General features: G+C 43.7%; 9 protein-coding genes. 5 read left to right on the top strand and 4 right to left on the bottom strand.

The genetic code is table 11. The annotated features are described in order from the left end of the window. Positions 1–13: 13 nt before the first annotated feature. Both pfkB and fruB read right to left on the bottom strand, forming a co-directional pair. The gene (pfkB, locus tag FKN88_RS03155) at positions 14–940 is read right to left on the bottom strand and encodes a 1-phosphofructokinase (RefSeq protein ID WP_154171268.1); all 927 of its coding nucleotides are present in this window, start codon (positions 938–940) and stop codon (positions 14–16) included. Between the two features lie 10 nt (positions 941–950). Beyond that, positions 951–2,099 carry a fused PTS fructose transporter subunit IIA/HPr protein gene (gene fruB, locus FKN88_RS03150; RefSeq protein ID WP_154171120.1) on the bottom strand — a complete coding sequence of 383 codons (1,149 nt, stop codon included), beginning with the start codon at positions 2,097–2,099 and terminating at the stop codon, positions 951–953. Between the two features lie 437 nt (positions 2,100–2,536). Here fruB and cra point away from each other — a divergent pair, with 437 nt between their 5' ends. From cra to FKN88_RS03130, 4 genes are all read left to right on the top strand, one after another. Next, the gene (gene cra, locus FKN88_RS03145) at positions 2,537–3,517 is read left to right on the top strand and encodes a catabolite repressor/activator (protein ID WP_306687214.1); all 981 of its coding nucleotides are present in this window, start codon (positions 2,537–2,539) and stop codon (positions 3,515–3,517) included. Positions 3,518–3,591: 74 nt separating this feature from the next. Then, positions 3,592–4,734 (top strand): exonuclease SbcCD subunit D, encoded by a 1,143-nt coding sequence (locus FKN88_RS03140; protein WP_306687213.1) that lies wholly within the window; start codon positions 3,592–3,594, stop codon positions 4,732–4,734. A gap of 3 nt (positions 4,735–4,737) precedes the next feature. Beyond that, positions 4,738–7,782, top strand: coding sequence for an SMC family ATPase (locus FKN88_RS03135; RefSeq protein WP_306687212.1), 3,045 nt, complete (start codon positions 4,738–4,740; stop codon positions 7,780–7,782). A gap of 53 nt (positions 7,783–7,835) precedes the next feature. Beyond that, a complete protein-coding gene (locus FKN88_RS03130; RefSeq protein ID WP_306687211.1) occupies positions 7,836–9,884 on the top strand; it encodes a response regulator in 2,049 nt (682 codons plus the stop codon). Positions 9,885–10,063: 179 nt separating this feature from the next. On the opposite strand, the gene cqsA is transcribed toward FKN88_RS03130, so the two are convergent. Then, a complete protein-coding gene (gene cqsA / locus FKN88_RS03125; protein WP_004396503.1) occupies positions 10,064–11,245 on the bottom strand; it encodes an alpha-hydroxyketone-type quorum-sensing autoinducer synthase in 1,182 nt (393 codons plus the stop codon). A 592-nt stretch (positions 11,246–11,837) separates the two neighbouring features. Next, the gene (gene elbB / locus FKN88_RS03120) at positions 11,838–12,488 is read right to left on the bottom strand and encodes an isoprenoid biosynthesis glyoxalase ElbB (protein WP_161425397.1); all 651 of its coding nucleotides are present in this window, start codon (positions 12,486–12,488) and stop codon (positions 11,838–11,840) included. 94 nt (positions 12,489–12,582) lie between these two features. On the opposite strand from elbB, the gene yjjG reads away from it, so the two are divergent. Continuing rightward, positions 12,583–13,257, top strand: coding sequence for a pyrimidine 5'-nucleotidase (gene yjjG, locus FKN88_RS03115; protein ID WP_004396500.1), 675 nt, complete (start codon positions 12,583–12,585; stop codon positions 13,255–13,257). Positions 13,258–13,298: the final 41 nt, after the last annotated feature.

Here is a 13,298-nt window from a genome sequence, read left to right as displayed (position 1 = left end):
TCAAGTCGTGTGGTTATAATTGGATATCGTTTTGTAGAGCTGTGACTTTGTTGATGTCAGGAACGCCAACGCCCACCTGCGTTACCGCAAGAGCGGATAGCGCGGTTGCAAAGGTGATCAATGACGATTTATCCATATTTTGCATATGCCCCCAACACAAACCGGCCACTAAGGTATCGCCAGCACCGACCGTGCTCACGACCGGCATTTTGGGTGGTTTGGCGTGTAGCCATTGGCCTTGATTAAGCCACATCGTGCCTTGTGCCCCCATGGATACCACAATATTAGCGATACCTTTATCGGCGAGTTGTTGAGCGGCGGCTTGACACGCTTCAGGGCTATGCAGAGGGTGGCCCACAAACTGAGCCAGTTCTTCTTCATTGGGTTTAATTAACCATGGCTTTGCATCGACTCCGGCGATTAGAGCCTCGCGGCTACTGTCAAACAACACTTTTTTACCCAGTAATCCCAACTGTTTAATCCAGCTGGCGCAGCGCTGTGGGGAGAGACCGGATGGTAAACTACCTGCAATGATGAAGTACTGGTGATCATCAGCGAGCTGGAACAGTCTCTGCTCGAACCGTTGAATATCTTGTTCATTGACATGAATACCAGGGAAATTGATGTCACTGACTTGTCCGGATTGTTCGACTAGTTTGACATTAATCCGCGTTGCACCGGGTAGACGAATAAACTGATCGTTTGCGCCTATTTCAGCAAAGAGTTGGCAAAACATTTCTTGGTTGTCTTGACCCAGAAATCCTGTCACCGTGACTTGAGCACCAAGATCGCTGAGCACTTTGGCTACATTGACCCCTTTACCCGCCGCATGTAATGAACCTTGTTGAACTAAGCTCACGGAACCAACATGCATTTTTTCCATGCTGCCAGTGAGATCAAGTGCTGGATTCAAGGTAATGGTAACGACTTTCATACTCATCATCGGCTCCTTAATGCTCACCAAGACCGGATTTAATCGCTGCGCCAATCGATTCAAGGGCAAGGGCGGCATCTGGCCCTTCAGCGCTAAATTGCAGTTGGTGGCCGTGTTTCACTCCTAGGGCGATAACTTTCATTAAGCTTTTCGCGTTGGCCGCTTTACCATCACCATCTAAATTGACCACCTTGATGTTGGCTTGAAATTTCTTCGCTTCTGCGACGAGCATGGCGCCGGGGCGGGCATGTAAACCATGTGAATTGGTAATTTTAAAGATCGCGGTTTCAACATTCGCGTTGGTTTCTGGGTGGCTAGAAGCAGCTTGGGCGTTGTCTTGAGAAAATAACGCGACCAATTGATGGGCATCCGCTTGTAATAATTGCTCTTGCTGCTGGTTGAAGACAAGCTGGGTGATGATATTAAGAAACGAGCGATGGGCATCATTACAAGCGGCAATCGCGATCAAAGCTTTGACAGCAATGCCTTGGTACTCACAATGATTAGCGGTAGAAACAAATGACATCGCGCTGCGCGTCACACTTTGGTTACTGCTGATTAACCATAACCCTTTGCCTAAATGGGTAGGGGACTTGGTGACCAGATCGGCGACAAAAGCACTATCAGTACAGCCAGTATTTTTCAGTAAACCACCCGCCACCGCGGTCATTTGCAGCATGTCACTGGCAGGAAAGTGCAGTTGAATCAAAGCAGGATCAAAATCAGCGCTAAATTGCACTTCGCCATTAAGCAGTGCGACTAAATCACTCGCTTGTTGTACTTGTTTGAGCTGATTCTCAACGCCATCGGCAGAGAGCACCTTGGTCAGTTGCTTTAATATGCCTAAATGTTCATCGGATTTGGCTGCAATACCAATCGCGACATAGACGATATTACCATCACCCCAATCAACGCCGTTGGCAAAATGATGTACGGTGACGCCAGTCTGCTTAACCAGATCGCGAGTTTCAATTGTGCCATGGGGAATGGCGATACCGCTGCCTAAAAAAGTTGAATTTTGCGCTTCGCGGTTAAGCATACCTTGAATATAGCCTGACTCGACCAGTTGTTTTTCAGTAAGGTCTGCCGCGATAGCACGAATGGCATCTTGTTTGTTCGAGGGTGTCTGCGCTAATCGAATATCTTGCGTAGAGAGTTGCAACATGTTTGGCCCCTTAGCCAGAAATGGCTTGTGTTGATAATGCGAGTCGCTTTTTCTGACTATCCCCTTGCTACTTGAAGCTGCAGGGGGGGGCTATGTTCGTTCACCCCAATCATAGAGCCTATCTATGCTCATGGGGACTCACTCACTTGCCGCCTACCTGCAACTCCAAGTTGTTTGGGTATAGAGTCGCATTATCGTGATTTATGATTAAGCTGAATCGTTTCAGCTTTAAGTTTAAAAAAATTTAGCAAACGCTATAGTTTATTAATCAGTCGCTTTCATTAGGTTTAGTCTAAAAAACTCGACCTAGCTACCAATTTAAACTTTTGCTGAATCCTTTCAGCTTTGATACTGAATCGATTCAGCTTATAATTCAACTCAATTAAGGATCAAAAAATTGTTTCTATGATCCCACGCACAGAACCCGAGTAGTGGATATGACACTAGATGAAATAGCCAAATTGGCAGGCGTCTCAAAAACAACGGCCAGCTATGTGATTAATGGCAAAGCGACCAAATATCGCATTAGCCAAAAAACTCAGCAAAAAGTGATCGCGATTGTTGAGCAGTATGATTACCGCCCAGATTTAGCCGCATCTTCGTTAAGAGCGGGCAATAGTCGCTCGTTTGGTTTGATTATTCCCGATTTAGAAAACACCAGTTATGCCAAATTAGCCAAATTACTTGAACACAATTCACGTCAAGCGGGTTATCAAATATTAATTGGCTGCTCTGATGATGATGCAGAAATTGAGAAAAATGTTGCCCATGCTCTCGTCTCTCGGCGGATTGATGCCTTATTTGTGGCCAGTAGCTTGGCGGATGCCAGCGAATTTTATTGGCAGGTTCAACAAGCGGGCACGCCGGTGATTGCCATTGACCGACCTTTGGATGATGAACATTTTCCTTGCGTGGTCAGTGAGGATTTTAGTGCCGCCTTTGAACTCACCCAATCGGTATTGAGCGATGAGGTGAAGTGCGTTGGTTTGATTGGCGCATTGCCTGAATTAAGTATCTCTCAAGAGCGGCAAATGGGCTTTGAATCGGCGTTGAAGCAGGCGAATAAGCAAATGGTGCTGGCTTATGGCGAGCACTTTAATCGCGAGGAAGGGCGGCGAGTGTTCGCACAGTGGCATGAGCAAGATAACATGCCCGATGCCGTGGTAGTGACGTCTTATACCTTATTAGAAGGGGTATTAGACGTATTATTAGAGCATCCTGCACTGATGGATAAACTAAGGCTGGCGACCTTTGGTGATAATAGATTATTAGACTTTTTACCGATTAAAATTAATTCATTACCCCAGCAGTTTGAATTGATCGCCGATAGTGCGATGGCATTAGCGTTGAATGCGTCGGCAAAACGTTTTGCTAATGGTATTGAACTGATCCCGCGTCGGTTGAAAGTGCGCCGCTGATTGATGAAAGCAATGATCTTATGATGGCTTAAGGTTATCATAGGCTTAACATAACCTTTGCTTATAGGCTGGCAATGAAGTTTTTACACACTTCCGATTGGCATTTAGGCCGCCACTTTCACAATGTCTCTTTATTGGATGATCAACGGCAGGTCTTAAACCAACTTATCGATTATATCACTCTTCATCCGGTGGATGCATTGTTGATCGCCGGTGATATTTATGACCGCTCAGTACCACCGACCGCCGCAATTGAGCTATTGGATGATGTATTAACGCGCATTTGTCAGCAATTACAGACCCCAGTGATCATGATTCCTGGCAATCATGATGGCGCGAAACGTTTAGGCTTTGCCGCCCAACATATGCAGTCGTCTGGCTTGCATATTATCAGTGACTTTACGCAAATGTTACAGCCTGTGGTGCTTAGCTCAGAGCAAGCCGGGGAAGTGGCTTTTTATGGTATGCCTTACAGCGATCCTGAGCAGGTTCGTGATGCGTTTAAAAATAAGGTCAGCACTCATGATCAGGCGCATCAATTTCTTTGTCAGCAGATCGTCGATACGTTCAATCCTGCCCAGCGTCATGTCTTGCTTAGTCACTGTTTTGTCGATGGCGCAAGTACTTCAGATTCAGAGCGACCGCTGTCGATTGGTGGCGCTGACTGTGTGAATCACCAGCACTTTTTACCCTTTGATTATGTTGCATTAGGGCATTTGCATCAGCCGCAATATAAAGGTCAAGATTATATTCGTTACAGTGGCTCGCTGATGAAATACAGCTTCTCTGAGCAATATCATAAAAAAGGCATGACTTTAGTGGAATTGAATCAAGAGGGTTTTGTGTCGGCACAACCGATCCCGCTCACCGCGCCCCATGATATGCGTGTTATTGAAGGAGAATTAGAGACCTTGTTGGCTCAAGGTCAGCAAGACCCTCATGCGGATGATTATCTACTGGTGCGTTTAATGGATAAGCACGCCATTTTAGATCCGATGGAAAAGCTGCGCAAAGTATACCCAAATGTGTTGCATTTAGAGAAACCGGGTATGTTAATGGATAGTGAGCAGCCAATGGGTCGAGCTCGTTTGGCGCGTGGTGAGCTGGATATGTTTCGAGATTTTTTTCTTGAAGCCAAGCAAGAGCCGTTAACGGAATTGCAAACACAGGCGATTAGCCAAGTCATTCAGTCACTGAAAAATCAGGAGTCAAATTAAGTTATGCGTCCAATTACTTTGACTCTGCAAGCTTTTGGCCCGTTTGCGAGCCAGCAAGTGGTCGATTTCAGCGCTTTTGGTCATGCGCCGCTTTTTTTAATCAATGGCCCAACAGGGGCAGGGAAAAGCTCGCTGCTCGATGCGATATGCTATGCCTTGTATGGCGAAACTACGGGTAGCGAACGTTCTGGCGATCAAATGCGCTGTGATTATGCCCCTGATTCTGTTCTGACGGAAATAGAGTTTGTCTTTGAGCTGCATAATCGGCGGTTTAAGATCATCCGTAGCCCGGATCAGCAGGTTGCGAAACAGCGCGGTGAAGGCACCACTAAAAAATCTCATGCCGCGAGCTTAATCGAATGGTTCGCTAATGACGAAGAAAAGCTGCTGGCTCATAGCCCTAAGCGTGTTGCTTCTGCGGTGGTTGAATTAATTGGCTTAGATGTCAAGCAATTTCGTCAAGTGATGGTAATTCCGCAAGGTAAATTTCGTGAATTGTTAATCGCCAACTCAAAAGAGCGCGAACAAATCTTTGGTCAGCTATTTCAAACCCATATTTATACGCAAATTGAACGGGAATTGTTTGAGCGAGCGGCAGAGATTCGTCGCCAAAAAGAGCAATTTGATCAGCAAATAAAAGGGGCGTTGAATGTTGTTGCTATGGCCAGTGAAGAGGAATTGCAGCAAGCACTAACCAGTATTGAGCCAAGCTTAAAAAACAGCGAGCAAAGCCATCAACAAGCGCAGCAGAAGCTTGATGTTCTTAAGCAACAATGGCACGCGGGGCAAGAGTTACAAGCGAAATTTAGCCAGCAAGAGCAGTTGGCTTTAGAGCAAGCACAATTAACCGCGCAACAGGCTGAGCACGATGAGCTGCAAGTAAGATTGCAACAAGACCAAAAAGCGGCGCGGCTCGACTTACCTTATCAACAATTATCTGATGTACGGCAGCAATTGACGCTGGCTGAGCAAGCGCAAAAAACGCATCAACAAGCGGTGAGTCAAACACAGCAGCAAGTGACGGTGGCAACGGTAGCTTATCAGCAGGCAGAGCAAGCCGCACAGCAAATTGAAGCGCTCAGCCAACAGTTGTATCAACTGGAAAGTATGGGTAAAAAATGGGTTGAGTTAGAGCAACAACGGCATCAGCAGACTAACGCGTTAGCGGCGTTGAAGGCGGCGCAGACTCAGCATCAGCAGTTGAAAAAGCACCTTACCGATTTAGAACAGCAGCGCCAAGAGCAGCAGCAAGCATTAGAACGGGTGATTAGCCAACGAAGCGGTCTGGAAACCAAACAGCTACAGTGTAGCCAACTGAATGAGCATATTCAGCTACGTGTCAAGCAGCAATCTTTAACCCAACAAATCAACCAGTTACAGCAAGCGTATCAACAAGCTGGGCAAGCTTATCAGCAGGCGCAGCAGCAAACGTTGCAGGCTAGCCAGCATGCCGATCAGTTGGAATTTTATTGGCACAGTAATCAAGCCGCAGAATTGGCACAGAAACTCGCACCAGGTAATCCATGTCCAGTGTGTGGTAGTGAGCATCATCCTCATATCGCACAATTTTCTGGTCAAGTGGTGAGTAAAGATCAGGTTCAGCAAGCTCGTCAGGCTCAGCAACACCATCAAGCGAATGAAACCGAACAACTGAAACAATACCAAAAGGCTGAAAACAATCTTAGTCATTATCAGCAGCAGCTCAAGCAGTTCGAGGAGCAAATCGAGCACAAGGCATTGTCAGAATTAACCGCATTGCAACATCAACATCAAGCATTAACTGCTGAAATTGAGCGTCTAACGCTGTTAAATCCGCAAGCCCTTGAGCATCAACTGAGCCAAGTGATGGTGGCCTTGCAGCAAGCTCAGTTACAACTTGAGCAGCAGCAACATAAAGTCGAGCAAGCCAGTAAAGCAGAGATTGAAGCACAAACCAAAGTCACCAGTTTACAAGCTGAAGTGGCTAGTGAGTTTACGGATGCCGATCAAGTGCGTGAAGCCTATGGACGGGTGAAAAAACAGATCACCGCGTTGCAGCAAGCTGAATTACAAGCTCGAACCCAGTTAGCCGCGGCTCAGCAGGCTTTATCTTCTGCTCAAGCAAGCTTAATCAGCGCCGAGCAGCAAGCGAAACGTTGGTTGGACAGTGAGCAGCGTTTAGCTCAGGAATGGCAAGCGGCGCTTAACGACAGTGCTTTTTCCTCGCTAGAGGATTATCTGCAGGCCAAGTTAGCAGAAGAGACTCGCTTATCCATAGAGCAGAAAGTTCGCCAGTTTGAGCAGCGCCTTGCGACGCTACAAGGCCAGTGGGATGCGTTGGCTAAGGAGTTGCATAACCAAACGCCGCCGAATCTCACCGAACTCAAGGCCGCGGTAGAACAGCAACAAGCCCATGTTACGCTTTGCTTGCAGCAGCTCAGTGAAGTTCGTTCACGTTACGACAGTTTACGCCAAGTGAGTGACAAGTTGGTTACGCTGTATCAGAACAATGTGCAACTTGAAAAAGAGTATCAAATTTACGGCACATTAAGTGATATAGCCAATGGACGCACGGGCGCTAAAGTCAGTTTGCACCGCTTTGTGTTAGGCGTGCTGCTTGATGATGTCTTAATTCAGGCTTCACAACGTTTGCAAAGGATGAGTAAAGGACGCTATTGGTTAAAACGTAAAGAAGATCGTGCTAAAGGTAATGCGGGTTCAGGGCTCGATTTAATGGTCGAAGATGGCTATACCGGAAAATGGCGTGATGTGGCGACATTATCGGGCGGAGAATCTTTTATAGCGGCGTTAGCATTGGCATTAGGTTTATCCGATGTGGTGCAAGCCTACAGCGGTGGGATTCGCCTCGATACCCTGTTTATTGATGAAGGATTTGGCAGCTTAGATCCTGAATCGTTAGATTTGGCAATTCAAACCTTAGTGGATTTGCAGCAAGGGGGGCGCTGCATTGGCATAATTTCACATGTTGCTGAGCTCAAAGAACAAATTGCTTTACGGTTAGATATCGTGACCTCAACCCTCGGCAGTAGCATTAAACTTGTTGTATAGTTCAAAGATAGGATAGAGGATTGATCAATGGATCATAGGCAGCGATAACTCATATGGATGCGGTAAAAAAAATATACCAATACGCAGAACCAAACTTAACGTTAGTTGGATGGATGGGCTTCATCGGTTTTCCGATTTACTATTATGTATGGACTTACCTGTTTCCTCAAGGCTATGAATCGTTTTGGCTACGGGGATTTTGCTCGCTATTGTTTGCCGGAATTGCTTTTCGCCACTCATTTCCCAAAGCATTACAGCGCTATTTACCGTATTACTATCTGCTTTCAATAGGCTTTTGTTTACCTTTTTTCTTCTCTTTTATGATGTTGATGAACGATTGGTCGACAGTCTGGGCGATGTCTTTTATGGCATCGATTTTCTTGCATATTCTGCTAGTTCATGAAACTAAGGTGATGTTGCCACAAGCGATTATTTCCGTATTACTCGCTTACTTCTCGGTTTATGTTGTCGTTGATGCCGCCCCTAGTCAGATGATTTCTTGGACTTATGTACCTATTTTTATCTTTACTTATGTATTCGGTAATCTGTTCTACTTTCGTAATCAGGTATCACACGAGAGCAAAGCATCATTAGCAAAATCGTTTGGTGCAGGAATTGCACACGAAATGCGTAATCCACTCAGTGCGCTTAAGTCTTCTCTTGATGTGGTGCGTACTCTAGTTCCTTCCCCCCATTCAGGCCAAGCAACTCATATTATTAATCAACAAGATTTACAGCAATTGCATGAAATATTAAATGATGCGGATGAGGTGATTCATTCTGGTAATGAAACCATAGATTTATTGTTAACGTCAATTGATCAGCATCGTGTCTCAACGTCGACCTTTCGAAAATTATCCGCTGCTACGGTGGTTGAAAATGCTATTCATTCTTTTGCCTACAAACGGGTCGTCGATCGAGCAGCCGTTTCATTAACCGTTAATCAAGATTTTGATTTTTTTGGTAGCGATACCTTACTTAAGTTTGCGTTGTACAATTTATTGAAAAATGCTTTTTATTATCAAAGTAGTGAAGTGTTTACGATTAACATCGAATTGAATCGAGTCGATGAGCAGAATGTGATTACTGTCAAAGATAATGGGATTGGTATTGAAGCAGAACAGCTCGAAGAAATTTTTAAGGACTTCTATACCTTTGGTAAACATAATAGTTATGGGTTAGGGCTGCCTTTTTGTCGAAAAGTTATGCATTCATTTGGCGGTGAAATTATTTGCCATTCCGTCTTCGGTGAATGGACCCAATTTACCCTTCAGTTTCCAGATGTTGAATCCGAACGTATCAAACAGATAAAACACGATCTACTAAAATCTAAATCGATTTTATTGATTGGTGAACCGAGTTTATTAAGTCGGCATCTGAATGAACAAGCTTTTTATTTAGGGTTTACTTTGCATATGCTCACTCTCAGTCAAGCGATGCAAAAAGAAGCGTATGAATTTGAATTTGATCTTATTTTTATTGATTTAGCTCCATTTGAAACACAGTGGGATAAATTGAGCTTACTGGAAGGTCAATTACATTTTACTGAAGCCAGAATTAGTTATATTTATGACCAATCTAAGCGTTATCCTATTAATATCTCTCGTTACTTAACAATTTATCCAATTGAAATACGTCATTTGTTAAAAGACAGTATTGGAACCATCGAGAAGCTATTATTTTCGATTGATGAGCTTGAGGTTGAAAGGGGAAATATACCACAACGAGAAGTCAATTATCAAAGAAGCATCTTATTAGTCGATGACAATGATTCTTTACGAACGTTTTCTGCTATATTATTAGAAAAGCAGGGTTATGATGTTTATCAAGCTCATGATGGTCAACAAGCTTTAGAGATATTAAAACAACATACTATGGATTTAATCTTAATGGATGTTGAAATGCCGGTTATTGATGGATTACAGGCGACGAATATCATCCGCAGTTCAATGGCCGAATACCGAAAAACGCCTATTATTGGCTATACAGGGGATAATAGCTCAGAAACGATAAATCGTCTCTACCGTGCTGGAATGAATGATTATATTGTTAAACCTGCTGATAAAGATAAATTATTAAATAAAGTGGCCGATTGGTTATAGGATACAAGGTTTCTCCCTGTATCCTATATCCTTCCTCCTTTAAGCTGCAGCGGTGTTGGCTGCGTTCGTTCACCCCAATCACATAGTCTGCCTATACTCATGGGGATTCACTCACTTGCCGCCTACCTGCAACTCCAAGTTGTTTGGGTATAATTCTCTTTCCTTGAATCGATCTTTAATTATTTAAAATAGAGTTGCTTATTGTGTATCGCAGACTCACAGACTGAGAGAATTTTTTGAATGTCAGAGTCTTTTAGTGAGCTGTTTAACGATAATCGAATAATGTTTTTATTTTTTGCCGTGGCAGGGCGACAAAAGACTGCGCCAAATACGCCATTATTCTCTAGAAAATCACGAACATTTTCGGTATTACGTTCATCGCCTGTTTCTAAAGCAATAATTTGCGATTGACTACGAATCGTAAAACCAAGTTCAAGTAAGCCATGACGTAACTGCTCACTGTGACGAAAAAGTTGTTTTCTTCTTTCATCCGCCGATTGGATTACCGATAACGTAGCACTGAGCGCTGCGACTTCATAAGGTAGAATTGTCGAGCTAAAGATCGCGGGATAACCGACAAAAGGTAAACAGCGATCAACATGGTTATTCGCCCAGATAGCGCCAGCTCGATAAGCAAAGCTTTTCGCTAAACTCACCGTCATAAAATCAACCTGTGATGATAAACCAAGTTCAGCGAGCAAACCGGCACCTTTAGGACCATGAGTTCCGAGTGAATGGGACTCATCAACTAAAATAGCGCAACCATACTGTTTAGCTATCGCAACTAAATCTGCTAATGGGGCGACAGTACCAATTGTACTATAGATAGAATCGACCACGATCAATCCGGGTCCATGACGTTTAATGAGCTTCACTAAATGATCACAGTGATTATGCATAAAAGGGTGCAGATGAGCATTGGCATAGCGAGCTCCCTCCCAAAGTGACATATGAGCAAAAAAGTCGATATAGACGTTGGTATCGGCTGAGCAGATCGTTTGTAATAGTGCGGTATTCGCATTCCAGCCAGACTGCGAAAGTAGACACGTATCAAATTGAGCAAATTGGGCAAGCTGTTGCTCAAGATCAGGTTTATCAGCCTCATCTTGTAAAAAGATCGCCGACATAAACACACTATCGGTACTATCATCGATGGCTTGTTTTAAGTGAGCCTTAATGAGCGGATGATGAGATAAACTAAGGTAATCATTACTCTGTAAAATAATATCATTAGTGCTTGGACGCTTGCCTAGAACCAAATGTTTGCCATTATTATTACTATCAATAAGGTCGTTAATAAATAAATCTAATCGTTGTTGAATAAATTCAGGTAGTTGTTTTTTTGAGGTGCCATATTTCATGGTTAATATCCTTTGTTGAAAGTAAGCGCCAGCTGACAAAGGATATATTGTCGTATAAAAAAATAATGTCATTAATGAAATATTATTATTTTGCTCGTGTTAGCAAACTCAATTATAGTGCCTTTATTATGTGTTGTTGATCCGTAGGCTCAGAGAGCCTAATTAATGTGTAATAAATATAATAGCTCAAATTATTGCTTACTATTTATATACCCAAACCACTTGGAGTTGCAGGAAGGCAGCAAGTGAGTGAGCCCCCATGAGCATAGACAGGCTATGTGATTGAGGTGAACGAACGTAGCCAACACCGCTGCAGCTTCAAGTAGAAAGGGGGGGAGCTGCTGTAGGTTTGTCTACGTCCGTATACCAAATGATAGTGAGAGATATCCTCGCTCTCACCAACTATCAATCTACGGTGGTGAGCATTTACACCAGAAAAATTTATCACTGGCGCTGCACATTGCTAAAAATCAAAGTAGTTTCGATATACAGTCAAAGCAGCAATAAAAAATACCGCCGAAAAGGGATATCTTCAGCGGTATATCAAGCATAGTAATTTAATGTTATTGGTCTCGAATAAAAGTGACTCGCTTTAGGCCAACTGAATTAAACGTTTAATTAATCGATCAATGCCGAGTGCTGCTTGTGATAGATTTTCGGCCAACATATAAGCTGGAGTCGAGAGAACGTTATGACGTTGATCGTAAACATAATCATCAACGGGACAATTCACGTGTTCTCCGCCCATTTGATTAAATGCATTGGCCGTTTGTTGGTCATGGCCAATGGTGCCTTCTACTCCGGTTGGATAAATAAGCGGGATGAGTGCAGGAGAGATGCATAAATAACCGGCGGGTTTACCACTTTGAGCAAAGGCATGGCAGACCTTAGCGACTTGCTCATTGAGCGTGCAGTTGGCTCCTTTGGTGGCAAAATCGCTGAGGTTTTTGGCGACGCCGAATCCACCTGGGAGCAGTAATGCATCAAAATCTTGAACATTGAGCTCCGCAATGTCTTGTACTTTACCACGAGTCAATCTTGCTGATTCAACCAGTACGTTCCGAGTTTCAGACATGATCTCACCAGTGAGATGGTTAACTACTTGCGTTTGCTCAACATTCGGTGCAAAACAGGCCCATTGCGCACCTTGTTTTTCAATCGCATAAAGGGCAAGTACCGACTCATGAATTTCAGCGCCATCGAAAACCCCGCATCCACTTAATATCACAGCAATCTTTTTCATCACTCTGCTCCTTAATCAGTTAACGGATCTAATATGAGATTAACATCTTATTAAAAACAATCTACACTTGCTCAGCAAATTTGAGGAGTAAATGATGAAGTACGATTGGATTTTGTTTGATGCGGATGAAACCTTATTCCATTTTGATTCTTTTAAAGGAATGCAGTTGATGTTCTCCCGTAAAGGCGTGGATTTCACTGAGCAAGATTTTATGGAATATCAAGAGGTTAATAAGCCTTTATGGGTGGACTACCAAAATGGTGATATTACGGCAGAACAGCTAAAGCACACGCGATTCGAACTCTGGGCAACAAAATTGGATACCACGCCGGCTGAATTAAATAGCGCATTTTTGACCGCGATGGCGGACATCTGTACTTTGTTACCAGGGGCCCGAGAATTATTGGAGGCATTACGTGGTAAAGCAAAGCTTGGCATCATCACGAATGGATTTACCGAGCTACAAGATGTTCGATTAACCAAAACCGGTATGAAGCACTATTTCGAGCATATCGTGATTTCAGAACAGATTGGTATAGCTAAACCGGATGCGGGCATTTTTGCCTATGCCATGGAAATGATGGGCCACCCAGCTAAGGAAAAAGTATTAATGGTGGGGGATAATCCACACTCTGATATTTTAGGTGGATTGAACTTTGGACTTGAGACATGCTGGTTGAATACTCATCAACATCCAAAACCAAGTGGTATCGACGCGCACTATGAAGTGGCTTCATTACACGAATTAAAAACGATTTTGCTGGCTTAATTGGGGTAGGTAAAACCTGATGCAAAGTTAGCCTTTGCATC

This window comes from Vibrio sp. 2017_1457_13 (assembly GCF_030851525.1).
Classification (GTDB): Bacteria; Pseudomonadota; Gammaproteobacteria; order Enterobacterales; family Vibrionaceae; genus Vibrio; species Vibrio metschnikovii.
This window is presented reverse-complemented; position numbering and strand designations above follow the sequence as displayed.

What these genes read in the sequence shown, in the direction of transcription:
- FKN88_RS03140 (WP_306687213.1), top strand. Translation starts at nt 3,592, where the DNA reads ATGAAGTTTTTACACACTTCCGATTGGCATTTAGGCCGCCACTTTCAC.
- cra (WP_306687214.1), top strand. Translation starts at nt 2,537, where the DNA reads ATGACACTAGATGAAATAGCCAAATTGGCAGGCGTCTCAAAAACAACG.
- cqsA (WP_004396503.1), bottom strand. Translation starts at nt 11,245, where the DNA reads ATGAAATATGGCACCTCAAAAAAACAACTACCTGAATTTATTCAACAA.
- elbB (WP_161425397.1), bottom strand. Translation starts at nt 12,488, where the DNA reads ATGAAAAAGATTGCTGTGATATTAAGTGGATGCGGGGTTTTCGATGGC.
- fruB (WP_154171120.1), bottom strand. Translation starts at nt 2,099, where the DNA reads ATGTTGCAACTCTCTACGCAAGATATTCGATTAGCGCAGACACCCTCG.
- FKN88_RS03130 (WP_306687211.1), top strand. Translation starts at nt 7,836, where the DNA reads ATGGATGCGGTAAAAAAAATATACCAATACGCAGAACCAAACTTAACG.
- FKN88_RS03135 (WP_306687212.1), top strand. Translation starts at nt 4,738, where the DNA reads ATGCGTCCAATTACTTTGACTCTGCAAGCTTTTGGCCCGTTTGCGAGC.
- pfkB (WP_154171268.1), bottom strand. Translation starts at nt 940, where the DNA reads ATGAGTATGAAAGTCGTTACCATTACCTTGAATCCAGCACTTGATCTC.
- yjjG (WP_004396500.1), top strand. Translation starts at nt 12,583, where the DNA reads ATGAAGTACGATTGGATTTTGTTTGATGCGGATGAAACCTTATTCCAT.